The sequence below is a fragment of the Clostridium estertheticum genome, assembly GCF_018861295.1.
GTDB lineage: Bacteria > Bacillota > Clostridia > Clostridiales > Clostridiaceae > Clostridium_AD > Clostridium_AD estertheticum_D.
Window position 1 is genome coordinate 81143 of the sequence record NZ_JAHLDM010000011.1, and the last position, 26208, is coordinate 107350.

Below are 26208 nucleotides of genomic sequence, written 5' to 3' on the forward strand. Positions count from 1 at the left end.
GCTTTTTAGCCCTCCTTACTGTCTAAGTTTTGGATCAAGAGCATCTCTTAAACCATCACCAAGTAAATTAAATGCTAACATAGTTAAACTTATTGCTATTGCTGGAAATATAAATTCATGAGGATGAAACATCATCTGACTTTGACCAGCAAAAATTAATGCTCCCCAACTAGTTTTAGGTGATTGAATACCAAGCCCAAGAAAGCTTAAAAATGCTTCATCAAAAATAAAGGCAGGTATATCCATAGACATATAAACAAGTATAATTCCAATTGTATTAGGAATTAAATGTTTCCCAATGATTCTAGTCGGACTAGCACCTAGTGCTTTAGCAGCTAAAACATACTCTGATTCTTTAAGTTGCATAACTTGTCCTCTAATTAAACGAGCAATGCCTGTCCATCCAGTAATACAAAGTGCAATAATTATTGTTCCTTCCCCTGCTGGCAATACTAATAACAACAAAATAACAACAATAAGATATGGTACACTTACAATTATTTCAACTATTCTCATAAGTATTGTATCAACCATGCCACCAAAATATCCACATATGCCACCGTACACACATCCAACAAAAAGTTCAATCAAAGTACCAATAAACCCAATTCTTAATGATACTCTCGCACCCATCCATAACCTTGCAAACATATCTCTTCCTAAATTGTCAGTTCCAAACCAATGTTTTGCCATTGGACTCTTATCTAAAATGTCATAATTTTGAGTTTGATAATTTACTGATGAAATCATTGGTCCAATGATGGACATAATTATAACTATTATCAAAACCACCATAGAAAGCATAGCAACCTTATTTTTTTTAAGTCTTCTCCATGCATCTTGCCAATAACTTACATTAGGCCTTACCATAACATCTAAATCTTTCTGCGAATACCCTATAATTTTAAATAAATCTTTGCTATATTTTTTCATGCCTTCTCTCCTTACCCTTTCCTTTGAGTTAATTTAATTCTAGGATCAACTAAAACGTAAACTATATCTACAATAAGTAAAGAAACAATGTATAAGAAAGCAAAAAACACAGTTAATGACATAACTACAGTATAATCTCTATTAGAAATTGCAGAAACTAATTCTCTACCGAGCCCCGGCACACTGAATATGCTCTCTACAACTAATGAACCAGTGATTACATATGCTATTCTAGGTCCTATCATTGTAACTACTGGTAATATGGCATTTCTTATAATATGTTTCCATACTAAAGAGACCTTGCCAACCCCTTTTGACTTCGCAGTCAAAACATAGTCTTGATTAATTACTTCAAGCACTGAAGTCCTCATAAACCTTGCATTTGATGCAAGTCCAGCCATAGCAAGTGCAATGGAAGGTAATAATGAGTATCTATATATGTTGAATAGGTTGCTATCAGACCATCCCGCTATTTTTAAACCAAATTTTGCTCCAAGGCCATATTGTAGAAGAATTGCTAAAACAAAACCCGGAACGCAAACTCCAATAAGTGCAATGAAAATTACGGTATAATCTACCCATGTATTTCTCTTAAACGCCGCAATAATCCCTAAAAATATTCCAAAAACAAGTCCTATTCCTACTGCTTGAAGAGCTAATCTTAATGACACTGGAAATTCTTTTGAAATAATATCATTAACCTTCTGGCCTGGATAATGTATTGACATTCCTAAGTCCCCGTGTACTAAATTCTTAATATATGTACCATATCTTACATACTCTGGTTGATCTAGTTGATATTTTTTCATGATTTGCTCATATACTGTTTTATCAAGAACCTTACCTGCTGAAGCTGATATTGGGTCTCCTGGTATAGCATTTATAAGCACAAATGTAATAGTCGCAACAACCCAAAGTGTAATGATCATATAGCCAATCCTCTTTATTATATATTTAGCCATACAAATACTTCCCCCTATCATAAAATTACTGCAACAAAGCCTAATTAACTCTGTTGCAGTGTTTAATTAAAATCTAATTACTATTTACCTGAAATATATGCAGTTTTAAGGTCAAACCAAGCACCAAATAATGGTACATATGTTCCCTTTAAATAATTCTGAGTAAATGAATTAGTTGCTTTGTAGTAATATGGAGAAACTCCAGCATCTTTAACTACAAGAATCTCTTCTGCTTCTTTAAATATAGCTAATCTCTTAGTAGCATCTAATTCCGTTTTTCCTTTTGCAATCAAAGCATCATATGCTGGATTGTTGTATTTACCATTATTATTACCATTAGTAGATGTAAACACATTAAAGAAAGAAATAACATCATTATAATCAGCACCCCAACCACCAGCACAAATATCGAATTGACCTTTTGTTCTAGCCGCAAAATATGAAGGTTGATCTACTGAATAAGTAATTGAAACATTTATTCCAAGATTCTTTTTGTATTGATTTTGAATAAACTGAGCTTGAGCTGTTGTAAGTGAAGTTGCTTTTGGCATTAATAATTTTAAAGTGATTTTTGATGGATCTGAACTTAAGCCTGCTTCTTTTAATCCCGCAGCTAAAAGTGTTTTTGGATCATCTTTAACAGTTTTTAATGGTTCTGGTACTACTGTTCTATATTCATCTTTTCCAAGCATTATCTTTGTAGGGATTAAACCTTCAGCAACATAATGTTGTTTAAATACTGTAGTTATTTGTACTTGTCTGTCATAAGCAAGTGATAGAGCTTTTCTTACCTTAGCATTTGATAATGCTTTAGTCTTATTGTTAAAAATGTAATAATATACTGATGGATCATAACCCTTGAAGTATGAAATCTCACCTGCTGATGCTTTCTTTTGTAATGCAGCAGTGTAATCAGTATCTCCTTTAATCATATCAAGTTCTCCAGCATCAAACATTTTATTGTAAGTAGCTGGCTCATCAATTATCTGAGCGTTAACAGTTGTTAATTTAACGTTTGCTGCATCCCAATATTTATCGTTCTTTTTGTAAACAACTTTAGCACTTTTTACATGGTCTGATACTACGAATGGTCCATTATAAACCATGCCCTTGAAATCTTGACCATATTGATCTCCTAATTTTTTCACTATATCTTCTCTTTGTGGAACTAGACCTTTAAAGTTTAATGTACTTTCAAAATAAGCACTTGGTGCATTAAGTGTAACCTCAAATGTATTATCATCAATAGCTTTAACTCCTAAATCACTTGGTTTAGCTACTCCTGTTTCAGTTGCACCCTTAACTCCCATTTCATTAAGCATTCCTAGATAATCTTGGCTTACTTTTGGATTAGCGAGTCTTTGCCATCCGTATACATAATCTTGAGCTCTAATTGCCTTTCCATCAGACCACTTACTAGCTCTTATATGAAAAGTGTAAACTTTATGGTCAGCACTAACTGTCATCTTATCAGCACCTGCAAGGATACTTATAGTTTTACCATCCTTAGATACTTCTCTCATTAGTCCTTCATCAACATTTGTAAGTGTAGTAAATGATTCATGATCACTAACTACTGCAGGATCAAGTGATGTGTAATCATACCCTAAAATGTTTGCAGTTTGATCAGCATCAAGCTTAGCCTCTGTTGATTTTGTAGCACCTGCACTATCTCCGCTTTTAGCTCCGCAACCTACTAGTGCCACACTTAACACTAAGGCCACAATTAGTACTGAAACAATTTTCTTGCTTTTCATTAATAGTCCCCCTTAATCAATAAATAATTACCTCTAAATAAATGACATTTCCTCTAATTTCGAATGAGAAATAGATTAATAATTTAATTTTTGTAATATTTAATATTATTAGAATACTAGCAAATAAACAAATAAATGTCAATGTAATATTTTAAATTTAATATCACACTTCTTCATATTATTTATAATTTATTTGTATATTATTAGTGTTTTATTCATATTTATTATAATTTATGCATGAAATCATTATTTAATAATATCTTTATGTATATTTATACAGTTTTGATCAGATAATACTAAATTTAATCCTCTTTAATCCTTCTTAATCTACATCACTAATATAAATTAAGTAAGAACCTCACATTTTTTTATTATTGCTAATATCTTTCATAATCTTCAATGCGATGAACCTTTTTTATTCTTTTTTTTCAATATTCTTTTTTTAAAAATATTGAATCTTTTAATGCAATCTATATTTTTTTATTTTTTTAATATACCTTTACATCTTATCTTTTTCTTGCTACAACAAAAAAATTATAGAATAGACATTTTTAAATGTCTATTCTATAGCTAGCAATTTTCTCTATTAAAATACATAGGAATTATAAAATAAATTCTACTTCAAATTTTCTATACTTAAAATCACCGAATTATACATTTCTTTATATTTTTCACCTTTAGCTTTTTCCTCTTCTACTACCTCAACTGGGGCTTTAGCTGTGAATCTTTCATTACAAAGCTTTTTCTCTACCCTATCTATTTCTTTTTTTAGTTTATCTTTTTCTTTGTTTAATCTTTCCAATTCTTTTTCTAAATCTACAAGTTCAAGTAATGGCATGTAGATTTCAGCACCTTTAGTTACTACTGTAACTACATTTTCTGGCGATTGTGATTTAGATTCTAAAAATTTTACTTCGCTTGCTGATGCAAGTTTTTGAAAATATACCATTCCTTCTTCAAATGCTTCTTTTGCCTCAATAGCATATATAAATACTTTAGCTTTTCTTGAAGGTGCTACATTCATTCCTACCCTAGCATTTCTTACATCTTTTATTGCTTCTATAATATAGTTCATTTTTTCTTCTGATTTTTCGTCTTTAAGAGACTCATCAAATTCAGGCCACTTAGCAATTGTTATAGATTCATATTCATTCTCTAAATGAGTATAAATTTCTTCTGTTATAAACGGCATAACTGGGTGAAGTAATTTAAGCCCTGTTTTTAATACTTTGTTCAATACATTTAATACTATGCCTTTAGCTTCACAATCATCTGCATATAATACTGGTTTAACAAGTTCTATATACCAATCACAGAATTCTGTCCACATAAAGTCATGAGTTTTTTGAAGTGATATTCCTATTTCATATTTCTCAATATTTTCTGTAACTTCTTTTGTCACAGTATTCATTCTTGATAATATCCACTTGTCTGCAACTGTGTAATTTTTACTATCCTTGTATTTCGTCATTAATTCGTAATTATTATTCATCATAACAAATCTAGATGCATTCCAAATTTTATTAGCAAAGTTTCTAGCTGCTTCAACTCTTGATTCATAGAACCTTATATCACTTCCTGGTGAATTTCCTGTTGCAAGTGAGAATCTTAATGCATCTGCGCCATATTGATCTATTACATCTAATGGATCAATACCATTTCCTAACGACTTAGACATTTTTCTTCCTTGCTCATCTCTTACCATACCATGTATCACTACTGTATCAAATGGTACTTCCCCTAAATTATAAATTCCTGAAAATATCATTCTTGCAACCCAGAAGAATATAATATCGTACCCAGTTACTAAAACACTTGTTGGATAGAATTGTTTTAAATCCTCGGTGTTATTTGGCCAACCAAGTGTTGAGAAAGGCCATAATGCAGAACTGAACCAAGTATCAAGCACATCTTTATCTTGATTAAGATTTGTACTATTACATTTGCTGCAGTTTGTTGGAGCGTCAACAGAAACTATAACTTCACCACAGTCTTTGCAGTACCATACTGGAATTCTGTGTCCCCACCATAACTGCCTTGATATACACCAATCTTGGATATTTTCCATCCAATTGAAATATGTTTTATCAAATCTTTCAGGAACAAATTTTGTTTTATTTTCTCTTACTGCATCAATAGCTGGTTTTGCAAGAGATTCCATTTTCACGTACCATTGCTCAGATAACATTGGCTCGACAGTAGTTTTACATCTATCATGAGTACCTACATTATGAGCATGGTCTTTTATTTTAACTAGTAGACCAGCCTTTTCTAAATCTTCTACCATTACCTTTCTTGCCTCATATCTATCAAGACCTGAGTATTTTCCATATCCATCACTTATAGTTGCATTTTCATTTAAAATTACTATTTGCTCTAAATTATGTCTTTTACCTATTTGATAATCATTAGGATCATGTGCTGGAGTGATTTTAACCGCACCTGTTCCAAACTCTATATCAACATAATCATCTGCAACTATTGGTATTTCTCTGTTTACTAGTGGGAGCATTATTGTTTTGCCTATTAAATGTGTATAACGAGGATCGTTAGGATTTACTGCAACAGCGGTGTCTCCAAGCATAGTTTCTGGCCTTGTGGTAGCTATTTCTAAAAATTCATCCGTTCCTACTATTGGATATTTTATATGCCAAAAATGACCCTCTTGTTCTTCAAACTCTATTTCCGCATCTGAAATTGCTGTCATGCATTTCGGACACCAGTTAGTTATCCTATTCCCCTTATAAATAAGTCCATCGTTATATAGTTTAACAAAAACTTCTCTTACCGCATGATTTAGATTTTCATCCATAGTAAAACTTTCACGGGTAAAATCAACAGAGCATCCCATTTTTCTTATTTGGCCCCTTATTTTTGCTCTATACTCATTAGTCCAATCCCAAACTTTTTCAAGGAAAGCTTCTCTTCCCATTTCTTTTTTCTTAAGACCTTGTTTTAAAAGTTCATTTTCAACTTTTACCTCTGTTGCAATACTAGCATGGTCTTCACCTGGAAGCCACAACGTGTTATACCCCTGCATTCTTTTTGTTCTTATTAGGATATCTTGAAGAGTATTATCAAGAGCATGACCTAAATGTAATTTCCCTGTAATGTTTGGTGGAGGCATCATTATCGTGAATGGTTTTTTCTCTTTATCAACTTTTGGTGTAAAAAAACCTTTTTCTTCCCACCATGCATAAAGTCTTTCTTCAAAATCTTTTGGATTATAATTCTTATCAATATTGTTGTTTTCTTCCATAATTAACTCCTCCTAAATGATATTTATTAGATTGATTTTTTTAGCGCCAATTTTTAGATAATAAAAAAAGAGCCTTCGTCTATAAAAGGACGAAAAGCTCCGCGGTACCACCTTTTTTCCTGCAAAATTGCAGGCTCTTTATAATTTAACGATTAAGAAAACCGTCTTATACCCTCTATTCATAAATACATGAATGTGGCAAAGAAGCTCCAAAGCAACCTTCAAGGTTTTTCATATAAAAGATCTTACAGCCTATGGATCTTTCTCTCTTAATATTAATTTTCCCCTACTCCTCTTCATCTAAGCTTTTATATATTATTATACAATATGTTTTAATTGTCCTATAACTATACCATATAATATGGTGTAGTTGTTATATAGTATTTAATTTTTATTATACCTTTTAATTCTTTTATGTCAATATTAAATATACAACTTACCCTGAATATAAAATGTCACATATACTTTGTTTTTCATATTATATAATCATAACTACTATATAATATGGAGGTATCTATGAAGATTAAAAAAATGTCGATTTTTTCTATATTTCTCTCCCTTGCATTAATAACTACCTTATTTTCTGGCTGTACACCAAAAACTAAGACTACTCCTCTCGTAAAAGTAAAATTAAATGAAGTGGTCCGTTCTATATTCTACGCTCCTATGTATGCGGCTATTTCTCAGGGGTTCTTTAAAGAAGAAGGCCTAGATATTGAGCTTTCGACCGGTCAAGGAGCCGACAAAACTATGCAACAAGTCTTAAGCAAAGCTTCAGATATTGGTCTTGCAGGGCCAGAACAAGTTATTTACATCTACAATCAAAAACGAACAGATTACCCAGTTATTTTTGCACAATTAACTCAAAAGGACGGCTCTTTCTTAGTATCTAAAAAAGCTGAATCAAACTTTAAATGGGAATCCTTAAAGGGCAAAACTATAATAGGCGGAAGGCCTGGTGGAGTACCTGAAATGGCTCTTGAATATGTTTTAAAAAATCATGGTATAAATCCTGGAGTTGACGTGAATCTTATTACAAACCTTGCATTCACAGCTACTGCTGGTGCTTTTAAAGCCGGTACAGGTGATTATGTTGCTCTTTTTGAACCAACAGCTAGTACATTAAACAATAATAATTCTGGAAATATTGTAGCATCAGTCGGCGATTCTGCTGGAATCATACCTTATACCTGTTTTTTTGCAACAAAATCTTATATAACACAAAATCCAGCTGTATTGCAGAAATTCACTAATGCAATATACAAAGGTCAAAAATGGGTTAATAGTAATTCTGATAAAGATGTAATTACTTCAATAAAATCCTACTTCCCTGGTACAGATGAAGCTGTACTTATTTCATCTATAAAAAACTACAGAAATATAAACGCCTTCTCAACAAACCCTACATTAGGAGCAGAAAACTTAACAAAACTTATGGATATAATTCAGTCCTATAAAGCATCACTAATACCCACAAGACCTGACTTTGATACAATAGTTAACACTACATTTAGTAAAAAAGCAGTAACAACTATAAAATAAAACAAAAAAGTATATATTACGCGTATTGCTATACGTAATATATACTTTTTTAGCGTATAAAAATATTTGTTATTTCATTGTAATGTATCCTATTATGTCTCTAAAATGATTGGCATATAAAGAAAATAATTTATATCCATAATCTCTACAAAAAAATCTTTTAGCCGGTAGGCTGCTGATATAATACCTATATAATCACAGCTAATTTATTTTAATTTCTGTACTTAATATCATGTTGTTAATGTTTATTAATATACTCGATATACATATTAACCATTTCTATTACTTTTTTTATACTATCAAAAACAATTTTGTCTTGTATTTTGTCATATTCATGAACCAATCTATTTCTCATCCCAGTACATGGTGCTAATTCAGTTGCAAAATTTATTGGGATAACTCCTAATTCCCCAATAATTTCAAATGAAGAATAGTAATCTTTAGATGGTGCATGATTCATTTCACTAATTAAAATAGAATTTATATCTACCATATTTTCCACAATGAGCTGTATTAATCTTTCACCGGTTCTTTTTATAAAATAATTTGAAATATATTGTTCATAGCTATATTGTAAAAATGGCTCCAGTTCTTCAATATATTCAGAAAGATTTATTAACTTTCGGCGGATTACATTTGTGTATACCATCTCTTTCACCTCTTATAAAATTCTCTAAATACACCTTTTCTAATATTCTAAACTTCTTGGTATCATTATATTGTTTTACAGTATTTAAGTAAAACTCAAGAAAAATCTCATCTTCCTCACAAAATAATATCTTATAATTAGATATTATCTCAAATTTCAAAACAGGATCACCATGATTTAAAATTGCAACATCTATGATATCTCCATTAAAAACCTTCATTAGGTCTTTTATTATATCCTCAAAATCATATGAATCATCTTTTAAAAGCAGCCCTAAATCTATATCACTTTTTTCATTACTATTTCCCATTGCCTGAGAGCCATACAATAAAACCATTTTAATTCCATGTTTTATGCATGTATTCCTTAATTCATCTAAATTATAATCCATATAATCCACCTCTTTTGCTTAGTTTAATCATTTGTATCTATTCTTCTTTCACTAATTATTATACCCTAATTGTATGTTTTTTTATATGACTTTGCGACGCAAAAACTTTTCAAATCTCTGTCATATAAAGCAAACATCTCTCAATTATATAAATATCCTATCTAGCAGCAAATCTATGTTTAATTAACCATGACTTAGCAAAGTCAACTCCATCTTTCATTTCAAATAACGTGCATTCTGCATTACCAACCATGCCTTTTTGTACATTATAATTATCCTCAAAGTCTTTTCCAATTAGCATGAAATCTTCTGTATCATACTCATAATCCTCAAACCATTTCCAGCACCTATCACCATTCTCAAATATTGCGGCACCCACATGTTCTTTAGGCATTTCATTTATAAGTGATTCTGAAAGATGAAAACTGGTGCAAGAATTATATCCTACTCCTAGTAAAAGAACTTTTGCTTTTAAATTATACATTTTGCCAAGAGGTGAATCCATACCCAGTTGTGGAGCCAATGGATGATTTTCAATAATATGCATTGCCTCTTTTCCATTTGCACTAAATGATACAAGTGGATGATTTGACCGTATTGTGCTAGGAAATGTTCTAAACAATTCTGAAATGCGCCCTATTCCTCGTGTTGGTGAGATTTCAGGGTCAAATGCTGGCATATTATCATATATTGTTTGTATCCATTCTTTTGGTACAGATGGGTTGCACCACTGCGCAGGGTCACTCCACTCTCCGCTATGAGCTGGCATAACCAGTGTTCCGTCACTTCCCACAACATTCATTAATGCAGTTATTACAGTCTGGGCCCCACCACAAACCCATCCTAATTTTGACAACGATGAATGAACTAATAATATATCACTATTATTTATGCCAAGTCTCATCAAATCTTGATAAATAGTATTAATAGTATTAGGTTCTCTTGTTGTATTAATTATTTTCTCTTCACTCATTTATTTTACTCCTTTTCTAATTACTCCCTAATACTTTTATTTTCATACATATAAAACAATATTTCACTACTAGGAAATAGTATATTTGCTTAATTATACTACTAATAATATCTATTACATAAATGAATTAAAAAATAATACTACCCAACTACTTCGCGAGTGTACCTACCCCTTGTAATAAAGAAAGCTACCATTTGTAAAACTATATAAGCAACAAACACGCAGAGTGATTTATTAAACATATAATCTCCATTTGGTACAACTCCAAATACTATTGATAAAAAATATGTTATTAAACTAACAGCTAAAACTACTGGGGTAAAAAAGATTATTGCCAGTTCCTTTGTTAAAACCTTTGATATTTCACTATCTGTCATGCCTAATTGAACCAATTTTTTCACTCTTTCCTTTTCTTCATCAACACCGGTTAATACCTTGAAATACAAAACCACTCCACTGGCTATTAAAAACATCATTCCTAAAAATAAACTTGAGAAAAGCATAAAGCCACTATCACTTATATTTTCTTCTAACATTTGCTGTTTAAATGCTGGTTTTAAAGACTCATCTCCGTGATTTAATCTCTTTAATTCACTTGAGATACTATTAAAGCTTTTATAATCCTTAGGGTCTTTTAATTTAATTAAATGGTCATAAGAAATAACTTGTGGTCCTAACTTCTCTTTTATTCTTTTATAGTCTTCATCATTAATTATAAGAGCTGTTCCTCTTGAATAATCTACTGAGTAAGATTCGTTAGTATATGTTCCTTCTATATATTTATTTTTACTTTTATTAACATATATATAACTATCTTTATCCATAGTAGCTAAAAATGTTTTTATACTTATATTCTTATCTTTTTCAATCTTAGCAATTTGTTCTTTTTGTTTAGACAAATCATTGAAATTAATAATTATGTCACTATCTTTAAACTTATTATCTGTATTAGAGTTAGATACCTGTACTAGTTCTCCCTTATTTACAACCACATTTGTCCCCATATGGTTATTGTAATTTTTCTGGCTTATGACAGAAATATTTCTACCTACCATAACCTTACCTTCATAAGACCAGCAATCCATAAGATCAATGTTTTCTAAAAGTTTCTGCTGCTTTATTTCTCCACCACTAGATTTTACTATGTTTTTAAGCTCCTGCTCTGATATTTTGTTAAGTTTAATATTTTGTATAAAGCTAATATCATAAGGATGCCTATTATTTGTATTTTCTTCTATTGTGGCATACATACTATAATTCATACTTATTAAAGTAATAGCTGCTGATGCCAATATCAAAACTAAATAAATAACACTTTTATAAGATATAAATTTATGCTGCACACTAGATAATACTAAAAGATTATTATTGTATGTCTTTTTAAAATTCATAAGCACTATATTTACCATAGATATTAATGATCCTACTATAAAATAAGGTGCTATTATTGTTGTTATCATAATTATCATTATGATTTGTGCAGTTCCACTTGTTCTAAATATTTCATGCCTCATTACTTTAGGAAAAAGATACAACACCGTTATTAATGCTATCAAAGCTACTGTTCCAATTATATAATTACCCTTACCTAGCTCTGCTTTAGAAGAGGATTTTATAAGTTCTATTATTGATAGCCTTCCTACAAATATCAGTTGAAATATTGAATTTATCAAGAAAATGATTAACGCTATAACTAAACACATAAAATAGGTCTTTATATTTAGGCTAGGTCTAAAATTATCAATCCAAAGTATTTTACCTATTATCATATAAAATAGCCTAGAAAACAAGGTTCCAACAATCATACCGGTTACCATCGACGCAAACAGTATTAGAATATTTTCAATAAATAATATCTTCCTTAAATCCTTAGTAGTAACCCCTAAAGTCAAATATACTCCAAATTCTTTTCCCCTATATCTTATAAAGGATATAGTTGTATAGGAAATAAAGACAATTGAAAATATAATCATGAGCATCAACATAGTCATTACGTTATCCGTTAAACCATTTGCCTTAGAACCTTCTATAAATTCCTTACTAAACGCTAAACTACCATACATTAATAGAACAGCGATAATAAAGCTATTAGCTATAAAATAAGCTATATATTTTTTGAAATTAAACTTAATGTTCTTTATGATTATAGAAGAAAAAGTCATTATTGCTCCCCTCCTATAACACTTTGTGCTTCTAGAATTTTATCAAAGAATTTGTTTCTATCACCATCTGATATTATTTCTAATTTTATAGACCCATCCTTTATAAAAATTATCCTTTTGCAGAAAGATGCTGCAAATGCATCATGGGTTACCATGATTACTGTAGCACTTTTTTCCTCATTCATATTCTTAAAAGTTGTCATTATACTTTTGGAAGACTTTGAATCCAGATTACCTGTTGGTTCATCTGCAAATATAACTGAAGGTTCACATATGAGTGCTCTAGCAGCTGCTGTTCTTTGTTTTTCCCCACCTGATATATTATAAGGGTACTTTTTCTGCAGATCTTCTATACCTAGGTACTTCATAATATCTTTAGCTTTTCGGTCTATTTCTATTGGATTTACTTTATCTATTATTAAAGGAAATGATATATTCTCTTTAACGTTTAAACTATCTAAAAGATTAAAATCTTGAAATATAAAGCCAACCTTCCTTCTTCTAAATAAAGCTAGCTCATCCTTTTTCATTTTAATAATATCTTGCCCATTAATATGAACTTCTCCTGATGTAGCTTTATCTATACCAGATAATATATTTAATAGCGTAGTTTTCCCACTTCCACTAGGCCCCATTATCCCTATAAACTCACCCTTGTCCACATTAAAACTTACCTCATTAAGGGCTATAACTTCCTTCGCATCTTTAAAAGCATTATAAACTTTAGTAAGTTTTTTAATTTGTAATATTTCCATATAAATCCACTCCTTTATTGTAATTTAAGTATAAATCTAATGTCTTTATTCTCTAATTGAAAAACATTACTTAACCTTACAATTTTGAAAGGTAGCTAATTTCTACTATAGTTCCTTCTCCTACATTAGACTTTATATTGATTTTATGACCTAATTCATCAGCTACAAGCTTAACCATATATAACCCAATCCCTGATGACTTCTTATTATTTCTACCATTACTTCCAGTAAAAAAAGCCTCAAATACTCTTGATATATCTTCTTTCCTTATACCTATCCCTTTGTCTTCTACATATAATGTTATATAATTATCATCTTCCACTAAACTAAAGGTAACGTAGCTATTTTCTTTTTCTGAATACTTTATTGCATTAGTTATTATCTGATCTAACATATACTTTGACCACTTTTTATCTGTGTATATATAATATTTTTCATCTATAATAACCTTTGGGTATACTTTACTATATATAAATTCTCTTTTTTTATTATTAACAGCACTATTTACGAGCTCCCTTAGGTTAACTTTCTCAGGAATATAATCTTTTGAAAATTCATCTAGTCTAAACAAATTAAGTGTTTCCTCTAAGTTATCCTGCAACTTCTTATTCTCTTCCAATATATCATAAATAAAATCACTATTTTCTAAATCTTTTAAGGGTATTTCAGAAGATACACCGTCAGTATTACGACACCGCTTATAATGATTTAGACCCTTTTCAGAGGCTAAATCTATAACTGTTATAGATGTTTTCATATTGTGAACCCATTGAGCCATAAGGGTATCTCTTTCCTTTATTCTGTTTTTCATTTTATAAAACTTATTGATATAGTTATCATGTATTTCATTGATAACTTCAAAAACTTCTACATTATTATCAAATTTGCCCTTATAATTCGGACTTGTTTTAGCTTCATTAATTCTTATATAGAAATTGTTATACTCAATAATTTTATAAATAATGAAAATCATTAAGAAGAATAAGCTTACAGCTATAGGATATATAATTTCTCTACTATTAAATATTAAATAATAAAAACTCACTAAAACTACAGTATTTAGTAAATATATATTTATGGCAGCTTTTTCTTTTTTCAAAACCACTAATATTAATTTAGTTAAACACATAACCTACTCCTCGTTTTGTAACAATTGAATTTTTAGTTTCCAAATCTTTAAGTTTCTTTTTAACCCTAGTTATATTCACCGTTAAGGTATTATCATCAATAAAATCCGTGTCATCCCATAATGTTTCTAGCAATTGTTCCCTAGTTATAACCTTTCCACAATTACTCATAAATAACTTTAGTAATTTGTATTCATTTTTACTAAGCTCTACTATCTTTTCTTCAAACATTAGCCTCATACTATCACTGTTCAAAGTTAATCCGCAAATATTAAAATCTTCAGTAACAACAACACTATTTGTTCTTCGCAGCACAGCATTTACCTTTGCAAGTAATATGCCCATACCAAAAGGCTTTGTTATATAATCATCTGCCCCTAGCTCCATTCCTCTGATTTGTTCACCCTCTTCACTTCTAGCTGAAACAATAATTACTGGAACATTAGATTTATTTCTAATGATCTTTAAAAAGTAAAAACCATCAAAAGTTGGAAGGTTAATATCTAATATTATAAGATTAGGCTCTATATGCTGAACATCTTCTAATACATTGTCGAAATCATTTAAGAGAATAGTCTTATAATCATAAGCATTTAAATATTCCTGCATATACTTTTTTAATTTTAAATCGTCTTCTATTATTAAAACTTTATTCATAGTTAATCTCCTAATTTTATATTTATAATGCTAATTATACCATTTTTTAAAGTGTTAAGATTATATTTGAAATTAAGGATACTTTAATAATTGTCGTCAAATTTTCCACTAAAGCACCTTCAAAAAAATAAAAAGGCACAAGAAGATTTAAATTTAATGATATAGCAAAAAGACTGTACTATTTTAAGTACAGTCTTGATTGCCAATATAAGAAAGTATGAACTATCATTGTTAACTTATACTCTTATAGCAGACTAATTTAATTTAATAGATTAAATTTCGGAATAAATATCTACATTATTTGATAGATGCATCATAAATTGTTCCAATTGAATTGGATAACATCAAATTGAATTCTTTATCTGTTTGCTTTGCAGTCAATCCTTGCGATAATGCACGGGAAAAACTAGCTATCAGTCCATGATTATGCGTAAGTTTTTCATTTGCTTCACTTTGAGTGTACCCTCCTGATAAAGCCACAACACGTACAACATGTGGATTATCCATTAAATCATAATAGAAGTTATCTTCCGTTGGTATTGAAAGTTTAAGCATTACTTTGACATCTTTGTCAAGGAGTGATAATTGATTAGAAATCTCAGATTTTAATATTTTTTCTGATTTTTCCTTATCCCTGCTGTGGATATCGACCTCTGGTTCGATAATTGGAACTAACCCAGCTTCAAATATTTTCTTGCCAATATCAAACTGTTGCTCAACTACTTTTCGAATTCCTTCTGAATTGGCTTCTTTAATAACTGAACGCATTTTTGTCCCAAAAACATTTTTTTCACTCGCCCGTTTTAAGAGTCCCTCCAAATTTGGAATCGGCTTCATGAGTTGAACACCATTTTCCATTTCAGCCAGCCCTTTATCGATCTTTAGAAAAGGCACGACCCTTTTGTTTTCCCAAAGAAAATCTGCAGTAAATTTATCACCAATCTTACGATCCATAGTATTTTCAAATAAAATAGCACCCAAAATATGCTTTGAATTGAATGTAGGGTTCATTATAATACGCGTTCTCATCTCGTGTACTAAATTAAACATCTCTTCGTCATTTGAAAAACGTTCTTCCGAAATGCCATACTGCAGAAGTGCCTTAGGAGTACTTCCCCCACTTTGGTCTAAAGCAGCGATAAATCCTTTTCCAGCATGCATTTGGTCCATTTGTTCCTTATTCATATAATTATCCCCTTTCATTTTTATTACTAAGTAATATCTTTAATTACATTATAACACTTATTAAGTACAGATATACAACAATATTTCCATAAATAAGGAATTTAGAACACCGTGTTTTTTACTACACTATTCCATGCTATTCCATATTGGACATATAAAATAATATAACATTAATGATAATATTATTATAACTACCATATACATAATCGCACCTAATATAAAACTAGAAGAAGTTATAAAACCTGTTACTATTGAAATCAAGCAAGCAGAGATATATAAGTACCAGCCTAACTTCTTCCAGCTAAACATTAGTATAAAACCTATAAGTTGAATTAAAGCTAAAATTATTGTTCTTAATGCATAGGCATTCATTAATCCTCCTGGTTGTCTTGAAAAAGAATATAAATTATCTAGTATACTTAAGCTATATACTACTATTAATACCAATAAAATTACTGTTAACCCCACTCCCCTTTCTTTGTTCTCCTTGACCACCATTTATCATCCCCCATAATATTTGATCACATATTGATATTGATGCCTTTTTTCTATGTAGCTTAATAATACTTATGTTACATTTGTTGATTTTAAACCATATAATAATAATTTATATTTATTTTTTACCATTGTAATACGATGCATATGGTGGTAAACTAATTTTAAGTAGTAATACGATGTACGGAGGTGACTTTATGGATAAAGAAATAATGAAGGGTAGCATTGATATTTTTATACTTTCTATAATTAGTAATCAAGATACCTATGGTTATGAAATTGCAAAATGTATTAAGAGTAAAAGCGAGGGTACATATGCTATGGGAGAAGGTACATTATATCCTGCATTAAAGAGACTAGAAGAAAAAAAACTAGTAGAATCGTACTGGCAAAAAAATGAACTGTCAGGTAAACGAAAATATTATAAGATTACTGATGAAGGGAAAATAACATTAAATGAAAAAATAAATCAATGGAATAAAGTAACGAGTTTAATTAATATTTTTAAGGAGGAGTAATATGGACACATTTAATGCTTATATTAAAGAACTTTTAAACGAGAGAGGTATAAATGAATGCGATAAAAAAGATTTGGAATTTGAGATTAGAGACCATCTCATGCTTTTAGAAAATGAATATTTAAATAAAGGACTATCTGAAAAAGATGCAATTAAATTATCAATTAGAGACTTTGGCGAAAGCAACTTTATAGGAAATAGTATTAAAAAAAATTTACCTTCACATAATAAGTACATTGATTTTACAGTTAAAGAACGGATTCAATGCTTATTAGGCATGTTCTTAGTATATTTCGTTTTTATTTTTATTCTTTCATATGTAACATTTTTTAGCCAAATTTTTGATTCTATATTTTATTATATAGACATGGCTATAGTGGTTACACTTACTTCATTTATATTCGTAAATAAAAAAGTAAATAACAATAAAAACAAGGTTAAAAATATAATTAGTATTAATATACAGTTCTTCATAATCGAAAAAATATTTATGTCCTTGTTTATTTTAATTGTTAGTAGCATTACAGGTGTATATGATTTTTCTTTACTTAATACATATATTTTTAATTGGATATATATTTTGAGTTTTATATTGTTAACATCATGTTCTGTTATCATTACTAAATATGTAATGAACAAAGTAACTCTTAATTTGAAAAATAATTATAATACTACTATTACCTCTACGTTTTTATTTATTATATCAATACTATTTATAATAATGTATATACTAATTCCAAATAGATTTTACGTATTAAGAAAGATAATAATCGGTATACTTGGTTCCGATATTACAAATGTGAGTAAAAATATATTTTTCATGGTAATCAACAACAATTTAGTAATTCCTAATATAGGACTTGTGATTCTAATAATACTCTGTATTAGATTAATCCTTCATATAAAGAAAAAAGGAATAGAAAGCCTATTATAATAGGTCTCTCAGCCCTCTCCTACTCTCAATCAACAATAATGATAATTTTGATGTTTTTCTTGGATTATGCTAACAAAAGTATATATTGCGTATAATGCATTTGAACAAGCCTTATAATTCCTAATTTATTTTAATTACACAAACTAAGATTTTGTAACACTCGTTATATGCCATCTTTCACACTACTAAACAACAATTTTCTTAGGAGTAACTTGCAACAAGAAACGAAATGATAATTAAATTTCCATTTAATAATTCTCCTTTTGCGAATGTAAAATCCCCTTAAGACTGCCAGGACGGCAGTCTAGTGAACCTGAGGCAGAATGCCGAATGAGAGCACGTAACAATTAAGAATTGTTACGCGCCACAGAGGACTACCCAGAGGTTGAGAATTTTACAAGAACAAAAGATTAGAATTCCTTATTATAATAATTTATATTTATTATTTAAATAAATATAAATTATGTTATCTTTTTATTACCCTACATCCTGCATTAAAGAGTCTTGAAAAAAACTAGTATAATCTTGTTAGCAAAGTCAAGAAATGCCTAGGTTAAAACATAAAAACGTAGAAGCTAAAAAATGCTACTCATTTTTAAATGCTTTAGAATAGAATAAAATCATCCCTCCGGGATTAAAATATATGGAGTGCTAATAGTTTCAAAATCCACTAATATTCTTAAATGGAGGGACATAACAAATATTAATTGTTATGTCCCTCCTTTAGTCTGATTACAATTTTTTTCATTACATAAACTAATATTACAGGCTACCGCCTATAAGAATCATGGATGAACGCGGAGTAATGAAATATGAAATTTCTCCGGAGTGACTTGCAACTAGAAATGACAAAACTATTGCAATTTCATTTAGTAATTCTTCTTTTGCGAGTGTAAAATCCCCGTAAGACTGCCAGGACGGCAGTCTAGCGAACCCGAGATAGGACGTCGAGTGTGAGAGTTAGGGGATTTTATACAAGCAAAAGATTAGAATTTCTTAATGCAATTTCTAGTTTCGAGTTCGGTTGCAATTCACCCAGGAGAAATTTATACTTTTTAGTCTTCCTTTTTGTCACTAGCTGCCTCATCATAAGCAGTTTTTATTTCTTCTTCACTCTTAAGATTTTTAAAAGCAATAGACATCATAAGTTTAATCCTATTAATTTGATTTACCTCACTTGCACCTGGATCATAATCTATAGCCGTGATATTAGCACCTTTATTTCTTCTCTTTAATTCCTTAATCATTCCTTTACCTGATACATGATTAGGTAGACAAGCAAAAGGTTGTACACAAACTATATTTTTTGTGCCACTTTCAATAAGTTCAACCATTTCAGCTGTTAAAAACCAGCCTTCTCCTGATTGATTACCTAAAGATATAATAGGAGATGCTATAGCCGCTAATTCCTGTATTGTTTTTGGAGGAGTAAATCTTTTACTCTTTTCAAGAACTAATTTCATATGTTTTCTATAACTTTCTATATATTGAATAGCCACATTATTTATTATTTTATCAGTTCTACTTTTACCTAAATACTTATATTTAAAGTCAGCATCGTAAGCACAGTATAAGAAAAAGTCAATTAAATCTGGCATAACTGCCTCTCCACCCTCTTTTTCAATAACATCTATAATATTATTGTTAGCTATGGGATCGAATTTAACTAAAATTTCTCCAACTAGTCCTACCTTAGGTTTAATAATATTTTTAATTTCTAAAAGATCAAATTCAGAGACAATGCCAGTTATATTGTTTTTAAACTCTTTATTTTTTCCTTCTGCTACTGCTATCTTGCATACTTTTACCCATTTTTCATAAAGCAAATTAGCTGAGCCTTCTACAACTTCATAAGGCCTAACCTTGTATAGTACTCGCATAAGCAAGTCACCATAAACTAAAGCCATAAATGATTTCTTAATTATTGGATAACTAAATTTAAAACCTGGATTTTTCTCAAGTCCAGCAGCATTTAAAGATATAACTGGTACCTGTGGAAAACCTGCGTCCTTAATCCCTTTTCTAAGGAATCCAATGTAATTTGTTGCCCTACATCCCCCACAGGTTTGAGAGATTATAACAGATGTATTCTCTACATCATATTTGCCTGACTTAAGAGCAGCAATTAGTTGCCCAACAACTATTATTGTAGGATAACAAGCATCATTGTTTACATATTTTAATCCTTCATCTACAGCTTTAGTATCTACTGATGGCAGTATTTGTAGATTATATCCTGATGAATTAAAGGCTTCCTGTAAAAATTGAAAATGTATAGGCGACATTTGTGGGCATAAAATTGTATGTTTCTTTCTCATTTCTTTTGTAAATATAATTTTTTTATCAGGCTCTTGTACTTTGCTTGGCAATACACCATTCTTATCTCTTTCATAAAGTGCAGCTTTTAAAGATCTAATTCTAATTCTTGCTGCTCCCAAATTATTACCCTCATCAATTTTTAAAGTTGTATATATTTTACCATTATCTTCGAGTATTTGAGCAACCTGATCTGATGTTACTGCATCAAGTCCACATCCAAAAGAATTTAGTTGAATAAGTTCAATATTGGGCTCTTTTGATACAAAACTTGCTGCTGCATATAACCTAGAATGATAAACCCACTGATCCACCGCTCTTAAAGGCCCTTCAATAATGCCTAAATGAGCCACAGAATCTTCTGTAAGTACCGGCATATCAAAATCAGTAATAACACTTGGAATCCCGTGATTAATTTCTGGGTCTATATGATAAGGTCTGCCAGCGAGTACTATACCCCTTTTCCCTGTTCTCCTAATATATTCTACAACTTCTTCACCTTTATTTCTAATATCTAATTTAACCTTTTCAGTTTCAGTCCATGCTAGCTCAGCCGCTATAACAACTTCCTTTTTGCTAATTCCAAAACTAACTAGTTCATCTGCTAATCTCTTATCTAGTGCCTTCTTATTATCTAAAGAAATAAACGGATTAAGGAACCTAACATTTCTTTCTTTTAATATATCCATATTGTTTTTTATTACCTCAGGATATGAAGTTACTATAGGACAATTATAATGATCATCCGCATTTTTTCTTTCTTTTTTTTCATATGGAATACAAGGATAAAATATTAAATCTATGCCCTTATTTATAAGGCTCATTATATGTCCATGTGCAATTTTAGCAGGGTAACAAGCAGACTCTGATGGAATTGTTTCTATTCCCATTTCGTATACCTTTTTAGATGATCTTTGGGATAACTCTACTCTAAATCCTAAATTCGTAAAGAAAGTAAACCAAAACGGATAATTTTCATATAAATTAAGCACTCTTGGAATTCCTATTGTTCCTCTTTTCGCTTCTTCTTTTTTTAGTGGAATATAATTAAATATTCTTTTATATTTATAATCATAGACATTAGGTATTTCCTCTTTTTTGTTACTAAGTCCTAGTGCTTTTTCACAGCGATTACCAGATATAAATTCCCGATCATTATCAAATTTATTAATTGTGAGAACACATTGATTAGCACACTGCTTGCATCTTCCCATGGTTGTCTCGATAGCTAGGTTGTCCAATTGTTCTAACGATAATAATGTAGAAACTCTGCCTTCTTCATCTCTTTCTTTTGCAATAAGTGATGCACCAAATGCACCCATTAGACCTGCAATATCTGGTCTTACAGCCTCTCTTCCTGAAATAATCTCAAAAGCGCGAAGTACGGCACTATTATAAAAAGTTCCCCCTTGAACTATTATCTTTTTGCCCATGTCTTTTGGATCTCTTATTTTAATAACCTTTTGAAGTGCATTTTTTATTACCGAATAAGAAAGTCCTGCAGATATATCACCTACAGAAGCCCCTTCCTTCTGAGCCTGCTTAACTCTCGAATTCATAAATACAGTGCACCTTGAACCTAAGTCAACTGGCCTTTTAGCCTTTAATGCCACCTCTGCAAACTCTGCTACTTCCATATTTAAAGAGTGAGCAAATGTTTCTATGAAAGAACCGCAACCAGATGAACAAGCTTCATTTAACATTATACTATCAATTACTCCATTTTTTACTTTTAGACATTTCATATCTTGTCCACCAATATCTAGTATAAAATCTACTCCAGGCATAAAAAATTCTGCTGCCTTATAATGAGCTATGGTTTCAATTTCCCCAATGTCCACCTTCAATGCTGCCATTATTAGTTTTTCGCCATAACCTGTCACTGCTGAATTTTTAATAGTAACACCTTTAGGTATTATAGAATATATATGTTTTAGTGCTTTTCTAACTGAAGTCAATGGATTACCTTCATTACTGCCATAAAAAGAGTGCAAAATCGCCCCTTCTTCATCTATAAGTGTAACTTTAGTTGTTGTAGAACCTGCATCAATGCCCAAATAACAATTTCCAGTATACCCTTCAAGTTCACGTCTTTTAGCCTTATACTTGCTTTGCCTTTCATTAAAAACCTGTAGCTCATTATCATCTGCAAAAAGGGGCCTAAATCTACGAACATCATTACTTGTCGCTTCCATCAATTTTGGAAGCTGATTTTTTAAATGTTCAAATGAAATAGTACTATTATCCTTTGAAGACATTGCAGCACCTACTGCTACAAATAGCTGAGAATCTTTTGGAAAAATAACTTGATTCTCTGTAAGTTTTAAAGTTTCGATAAACCTTTGTCGTAGCTCAGACAAGAAAAATAATGGTCCACCTAAAAATGCAACATTACCTCTAATTGGCCTACCACATGCGAGTCCGCTAATGGTTTGATTAACTACTGACTGAAAAACTGACACAGCAATATCTTCTTTTGCAGCACCTTCATTTAATAATGGCTGAATATCTGTCTTTGCAAAAACGCCGCACCTAGCAGCTATTGGATATATAGTCTTATAGTTTTTGGCAAATTCATTAAGTCCAGTTGCATCCGTCTGGAGAAGGGATGCCATTTGATCAATAAATGCCCCTGTACCTCCAGCACAAGATCCATTCATCCTTTGATCTATTCCTCCATCAAAATAAATTATTTTTGCATCTTCTCCACCCAGTTCTATTGCTACATTAGTTCTCGGTATAATTTTCTCTATTGCATAAGTACTTGCTATTACTTCTTGAATAAAAGGTATATTCAACCATTTAGCTAATGCTAGTCCACCAGATCCCGTTACAACTATAGTAATATCGGCCTCTGAAAAATTATTATAAGCTTCATTTAAAAGCTCTGCGATTGTACTTTTAATATCTGAAAAATGTCTCTGATACTTGCTATAAATCGTTTTTTCTTGCTCATCTAACACTACTATCTTAACAGTAGTAGATCCTACGTCTAACCCAACGTGTAATATATTTCTCATAATCATCTTCTCTTTCCTCGCAAGTTCGATTTATTTTTGTTTCTAAAATCTATTATATATATTTATGCGTCTTGATATAAACCCATTATTTTTTAAAATTTTTCTTTCATATATCCTATTTTTAGTTTATATATTTTTATTCTTCAAAAACATAATTTATTCTCAAAATCGCAACTTATTAGCATATTCTTTCCATTAATTATATCATTCTAATATTTATTTTACATATCAACAACGTAAAATAAAAATTAAAAAACTAGTATATAATATTATAACTCAATAAATATGATATTTTCAACCTATTTTTGTTTAATTATTTTAGAAACTAATGTCAATTATTTTCTATTCTTGTAAAAATACTTAATAACTATAATTTTGATTTAATACCATTTATCGTCATATTCTAAAATGTTCGTTAACAATACAATATAAGCCCTCATATACTAAACTATAACTTTGAGGGGATGATAAAGTGATTAAAGTAGAAATTAATAATATATGTATGAATTACCACTCCTTAACTGCTGAAACTCCTGCCCTAGCAGATATTTCTTTTGGTGTACAAGAAGGTCACTTTTTAAGTATTGTAGGGCCTTCTGGTTGCGGAAAATCTACGCTATTAAATATAATAGCAGGCTTAATTTCTCCGTCATCCGGAGAAATTAAAATCAATAGTAGTGCTGATAGCGTAAGTTTTTTAAAAATCGGATACATGTTTCAAAAGGATCAATTGTTTGACTGGCTAACTATATGGGACAATGTACTTCTAGGCCTTAAAATTAACCATTCTATTACAGCTGCCAATAAGGAATTAGTAAAAAGACTTCTAATAAGTTATAATCTCTGGGAATTTAGAGACCATCACCCTAGAGAATTATCTGGAGGCATGAGGCAAAGGGTTGCTTTAATTAGAACCTTAGCTTTAAGTCCTGAATTACTTCTTTTAGATGAACCTTTTTCAGCTTTAGACTATCAAACTAGATTAAACATTAGTGATGAGGTTTATGAAATTATAAAAAAAGAGAAAAAGACCACAATAATGGTAACACACGACATTGCAGAAGCCATCGCTATGTCCGATGAAATTATTATCCTTTCTAAACGCCCTGCTGTAATTGTTAAACACGTGACACTAGAATTTGGTGAAAACTTTTCTTATCCATTAAAACGTAGAGAGGCTCCAAATTTTAGTATTTACTTCAATGAAATTTGGAAGGAGTTGAATAATAATGCTGATTCAAAGTGATGAACAGAAAAAATATATTAAAGATGTAAAAAGAAAAAAATACATTATTATTTTTACAAGGATAATAATATTAATAATATTTTTTAGTCTTTGGGAAATAGCCGGCAGACTCAAATGGATAGATTCATTCCTAACAAGTACACCCTCGAAAATGTTTACATCATTTATACAGATATATAATGAAGGAACACTTTTAACTCATATCTGGGTAACATGTTTTGAAACCATAACAGGTTTTTTACTTGGAACAATTTTAGGTGCCCTTATCGCAGTACTATTGTGGTGGTCCGATTTTGTATCCAAAGTTTTAGACCCATATTTAATTGTATTGAACGCTTTGCCTAAAGTAGCTCTTGCACCTATTATTATATTTTGGGTAGGTAATGGTATAAAAGCAATAATAGTAATTGCTCTTTTAATATCAATAGTTGTAACTATAATAAGCATCCTAGGTGGCTTTAGAGAAGTGGATGAAGATAAAATAAAACTTTTAAAGACCTTTGGTGCCTCAAAACTTCAAATATTAATTACTCTAATTATTCCTGCTTCTATTCCTACTCTCATTTCTGCACTTAAAATAAACGTAGGGCTATCATGGGTCGGTGTAATTATGGGTGAATTCTTAGTAGCTAAAGAAGGTTTAGGTTTTTTAATAATTTATGGTGGTCAAGTTTCCGAGCTAGATATGGTAATGATGAGCATAGTAATACTCGCAATATTAGCTTACCTTATGTATGAGATGGTGGCATTTATTGAGAGAAAAGTGGTTTTTAAAAACAAATGAAATTTTACTTATAATGAATATAAATTAAACCCTTGGACAGTATTTATATTGAATGACCAATTCAATGTAGTGCTGTCCATATTAGTCTCATTTAAATTAATAGTGATCTAATATTAATTTTATTTTCATGAGATTTAGGATAACAAATTTGTAATTCTTTTAAGAATCATAAGGAGGATAATAATGGAATACTTTCAAAAAGCTAACGATATCTACAATACTAAAGATTATAATAGAGCAATATCTCTATATAAGAAAGCTGCTGAAATGAAAGATAATGAGGCCGGCGCACTTTATAACAGTGCAGTATGTTTTATTCACCTAAAAAAATATGAAAATGCAATACCTTTATTTCATGCTGCTATATCACTGCGCCGTGAAAGCAAATACTTTTTCAACTTAGCTTACTGTTATGCCATGTGTTTTAACAAACCAAAAGCATTATATTATTTTAATACCGCTTGGTCACTAAATAATGATGATGAAGATTGTGAAAAGGCTATTAATTTATTATTAAAAAGTTATAAAAGAGCTACCTAATTT

20 protein-coding genes and 1 other annotated feature are annotated in these 26208 nt (G+C 30.4%); of the genes, 6 read left to right on the forward strand and 14 right to left on the reverse strand.

All coding sequences use genetic code 11. The annotated features are described in order from the left end of the window. Positions 1-15 precede the first annotated feature (15 nt). The 4 genes from KPL54_RS12595 to KPL54_RS12610 all read right to left on the reverse strand — a co-directional run bounded on the left by KPL54_RS12595 (position 16) and on the right by KPL54_RS12610 (position 6911). The gene (locus KPL54_RS12595; RefSeq protein WP_216106880.1) at positions 16-933 is read right to left on the reverse strand and encodes an ABC transporter permease; all 918 of its coding nucleotides are present in this window, start codon (positions 931-933) and stop codon (positions 16-18) included. 11 nt (positions 934-944) lie between these two features. Further along, positions 945-1895, reverse strand: coding sequence for an ABC transporter permease (locus KPL54_RS12600; RefSeq protein WP_216106881.1), 951 nt, complete (start codon positions 1893-1895; stop codon positions 945-947). 80 nt (positions 1896-1975) lie between these two features. Next, entirely contained in the window at positions 1976-3652 is a 1677-nt protein-coding gene (locus KPL54_RS12605) for a peptide ABC transporter substrate-binding protein (RefSeq protein ID WP_216106882.1), read from the reverse strand. A gap of 616 nt (positions 3653-4268) precedes the next feature. Continuing rightward, entirely contained in the window at positions 4269-6911 is a 2643-nt protein-coding gene (locus KPL54_RS12610; protein ID WP_216106883.1) for a valine--tRNA ligase, read from the reverse strand. Between the two features lie 82 nt (positions 6912-6993). Continuing rightward, positions 6994-7223 (reverse strand) — a binding site (T-box leader). A 204-nt stretch (positions 7224-7427) separates the two neighbouring features. Between KPL54_RS12610 and KPL54_RS12615 the strand changes: the two genes are divergently transcribed. Next, complete coding sequence (locus KPL54_RS12615; protein WP_216106884.1) at positions 7428-8453, forward strand: ABC transporter substrate-binding protein; 1026 nt, start codon at positions 7428-7430, stop codon at positions 8451-8453. A 238-nt stretch (positions 8454-8691) separates the two neighbouring features. On the opposite strand, the gene hepT is transcribed toward KPL54_RS12615, so the two are convergent. The 9 genes from hepT to KPL54_RS12660 all read right to left on the reverse strand — a co-directional run bounded on the left by hepT (position 8692) and on the right by KPL54_RS12660 (position 16850). Then, positions 8692-9102 (reverse strand): type VII toxin-antitoxin system HepT family RNase toxin, encoded by a 411-nt coding sequence (gene hepT, locus KPL54_RS12620; protein WP_216106885.1) that lies wholly within the window; start codon positions 9100-9102, stop codon positions 8692-8694. Then, complete coding sequence (gene mntA / locus KPL54_RS12625; protein ID WP_216106886.1) at positions 9056-9493, reverse strand: type VII toxin-antitoxin system MntA family adenylyltransferase antitoxin; 438 nt, start codon at positions 9491-9493, stop codon at positions 9056-9058. Before mntA ends, hepT begins: the two co-directional genes overlap by 47 nt. A gap of 157 nt (positions 9494-9650) precedes the next feature. Beyond that, the gene (locus KPL54_RS12630; RefSeq protein WP_216106887.1) at positions 9651-10466 is read right to left on the reverse strand and encodes an aminoglycoside N(3)-acetyltransferase; all 816 of its coding nucleotides are present in this window, start codon (positions 10464-10466) and stop codon (positions 9651-9653) included. 140 nt (positions 10467-10606) lie between these two features. After that, the gene (locus KPL54_RS12635) at positions 10607-12628 is read right to left on the reverse strand and encodes an ABC transporter permease (RefSeq protein ID WP_216106888.1); all 2022 of its coding nucleotides are present in this window, start codon (positions 12626-12628) and stop codon (positions 10607-10609) included. Further along, the gene (locus KPL54_RS12640) at positions 12628-13383 is read right to left on the reverse strand and encodes an ABC transporter ATP-binding protein (RefSeq protein ID WP_216106889.1); all 756 of its coding nucleotides are present in this window, start codon (positions 13381-13383) and stop codon (positions 12628-12630) included. Before KPL54_RS12640 ends, KPL54_RS12635 begins: the two co-directional genes overlap by 1 nt. 76 nt (positions 13384-13459) lie before the next feature. After that, positions 13460-14512, reverse strand: coding sequence for a sensor histidine kinase (locus KPL54_RS12645; RefSeq protein ID WP_216106890.1), 1053 nt, complete (start codon positions 14510-14512; stop codon positions 13460-13462). Then, positions 14499-15167 carry a response regulator transcription factor gene (locus tag KPL54_RS12650; protein WP_216106891.1) on the reverse strand — a complete coding sequence of 223 codons (669 nt, stop codon included), beginning with the start codon at positions 15165-15167 and terminating at the stop codon, positions 14499-14501. Before KPL54_RS12650 ends, KPL54_RS12645 begins: the two co-directional genes overlap by 14 nt. Positions 15168-15464: 297 nt before the next feature. Continuing rightward, entirely contained in the window at positions 15465-16352 is an 888-nt protein-coding gene (locus KPL54_RS12655; RefSeq protein ID WP_216106892.1) for a fructose bisphosphate aldolase, read from the reverse strand. A gap of 126 nt (positions 16353-16478) precedes the next feature. Further along, positions 16479-16850, reverse strand: coding sequence for a hypothetical protein (locus KPL54_RS12660; RefSeq protein ID WP_216106893.1), 372 nt, complete (start codon positions 16848-16850; stop codon positions 16479-16481). A 194-nt stretch (positions 16851-17044) separates the two neighbouring features. Here KPL54_RS12660 and KPL54_RS12665 point away from each other — a divergent pair, with 194 nt between their 5' ends. Further along, the gene (locus KPL54_RS12665) at positions 17045-17365 is read left to right on the forward strand and encodes a PadR family transcriptional regulator (RefSeq protein ID WP_216106894.1); all 321 of its coding nucleotides are present in this window, start codon (positions 17045-17047) and stop codon (positions 17363-17365) included. Between the two features lies 1 nt (position 17366). Then, positions 17367-18299 carry a permease prefix domain 1-containing protein gene (locus KPL54_RS12670; RefSeq protein ID WP_216106895.1) on the forward strand — a complete coding sequence of 311 codons (933 nt, stop codon included), beginning with the start codon at positions 17367-17369 and terminating at the stop codon, positions 18297-18299. A 1055-nt stretch (positions 18300-19354) separates the two neighbouring features. On the opposite strand, the gene KPL54_RS12675 is transcribed toward KPL54_RS12670, so the two are convergent. Then, positions 19355-23635, reverse strand: coding sequence for a 2-hydroxyacyl-CoA dehydratase (locus tag KPL54_RS12675; protein ID WP_216106896.1), 4281 nt, complete (start codon positions 23633-23635; stop codon positions 19355-19357). A gap of 502 nt (positions 23636-24137) precedes the next feature. Here KPL54_RS12675 and KPL54_RS12680 point away from each other — a divergent pair. The 3 genes from KPL54_RS12680 (at position 24138) to KPL54_RS12690 (ending at position 26205) form a co-directional block, all read left to right on the forward strand. Next, complete coding sequence (locus KPL54_RS12680) at positions 24138-24881, forward strand: ABC transporter ATP-binding protein (RefSeq protein WP_253203459.1); 744 nt, start codon at positions 24138-24140, stop codon at positions 24879-24881. After that, positions 24865-25665 (forward strand): ABC transporter permease, encoded by an 801-nt coding sequence (locus KPL54_RS12685; RefSeq protein WP_216106898.1) that lies wholly within the window; start codon positions 24865-24867, stop codon positions 25663-25665. Before KPL54_RS12680 ends, KPL54_RS12685 begins: the two co-directional genes overlap by 17 nt. A 183-nt stretch (positions 25666-25848) precedes the next feature. Beyond that, positions 25849-26205 carry a tetratricopeptide repeat protein gene (locus tag KPL54_RS12690; RefSeq protein ID WP_216106899.1) on the forward strand — a complete coding sequence of 119 codons (357 nt, stop codon included), beginning with the start codon at positions 25849-25851 and terminating at the stop codon, positions 26203-26205. The last annotated feature ends 3 nt before the right edge of the window (positions 26206-26208 follow it).

Bases quoted from the DNA above. Each gene is read 5' to 3' on its own strand.
- KPL54_RS12685 (WP_216106898.1), top strand. From the start codon at position 24,865: ATGCTGATTCAAAGTGATGAACAGAAAAAATATATTAAAGATGTAAAA.
- KPL54_RS12680 (WP_253203459.1), top strand. From the start codon at position 24,138: ATGAATTACCACTCCTTAACTGCTGAAACTCCTGCCCTAGCAGATATT.
- mntA (WP_216106886.1), bottom strand. From the start codon at position 9,493: ATGGATTATAATTTAGATGAATTAAGGAATACATGCATAAAACATGGA.
- KPL54_RS12635 (WP_216106888.1), bottom strand. From the start codon at position 12,628: ATGACTTTTTCTTCTATAATCATAAAGAACATTAAGTTTAATTTCAAA.
- KPL54_RS12655 (WP_216106892.1), bottom strand. From the start codon at position 16,352: ATGAATAAGGAACAAATGGACCAAATGCATGCTGGAAAAGGATTTATC.
- KPL54_RS12675 (WP_216106896.1), bottom strand. From the start codon at position 23,635: ATGAGAAATATATTACACGTTGGGTTAGACGTAGGATCTACTACTGTT.
- KPL54_RS12610 (WP_216106883.1), bottom strand. From the start codon at position 6,911: ATGGAAGAAAACAACAATATTGATAAGAATTATAATCCAAAAGATTTT.
- KPL54_RS12665 (WP_216106894.1), top strand. From the start codon at position 17,045: ATGGATAAAGAAATAATGAAGGGTAGCATTGATATTTTTATACTTTCT.
- KPL54_RS12615 (WP_216106884.1), top strand. From the start codon at position 7,428: ATGAAGATTAAAAAAATGTCGATTTTTTCTATATTTCTCTCCCTTGCA.
- hepT (WP_216106885.1), bottom strand. From the start codon at position 9,102: ATGGTATACACAAATGTAATCCGCCGAAAGTTAATAAATCTTTCTGAA.
- KPL54_RS12630 (WP_216106887.1), bottom strand. From the start codon at position 10,466: ATGAGTGAAGAGAAAATAATTAATACAACAAGAGAACCTAATACTATT.
- KPL54_RS12645 (WP_216106890.1), bottom strand. From the start codon at position 14,512: ATGTGTTTAACTAAATTAATATTAGTGGTTTTGAAAAAAGAAAAAGCT.
- KPL54_RS12640 (WP_216106889.1), bottom strand. From the start codon at position 13,383: ATGGAAATATTACAAATTAAAAAACTTACTAAAGTTTATAATGCTTTT.
- KPL54_RS12595 (WP_216106880.1), bottom strand. From the start codon at position 933: ATGAAAAAATATAGCAAAGATTTATTTAAAATTATAGGGTATTCGCAG.
- KPL54_RS12660 (WP_216106893.1), bottom strand. From the start codon at position 16,850: ATGGTGGTCAAGGAGAACAAAGAAAGGGGAGTGGGGTTAACAGTAATT.
- KPL54_RS12605 (WP_216106882.1), bottom strand. From the start codon at position 3,652: ATGAAAAGCAAGAAAATTGTTTCAGTACTAATTGTGGCCTTAGTGTTA.
- KPL54_RS12650 (WP_216106891.1), bottom strand. From the start codon at position 15,167: ATGAATAAAGTTTTAATAATAGAAGACGATTTAAAATTAAAAAAGTAT.
- KPL54_RS12670 (WP_216106895.1), top strand. From the start codon at position 17,367: ATGGACACATTTAATGCTTATATTAAAGAACTTTTAAACGAGAGAGGT.
- KPL54_RS12600 (WP_216106881.1), bottom strand. From the start codon at position 1,895: ATGGCTAAATATATAATAAAGAGGATTGGCTATATGATCATTACACTT.
- KPL54_RS12690 (WP_216106899.1), top strand. From the start codon at position 25,849: ATGGAATACTTTCAAAAAGCTAACGATATCTACAATACTAAAGATTAT.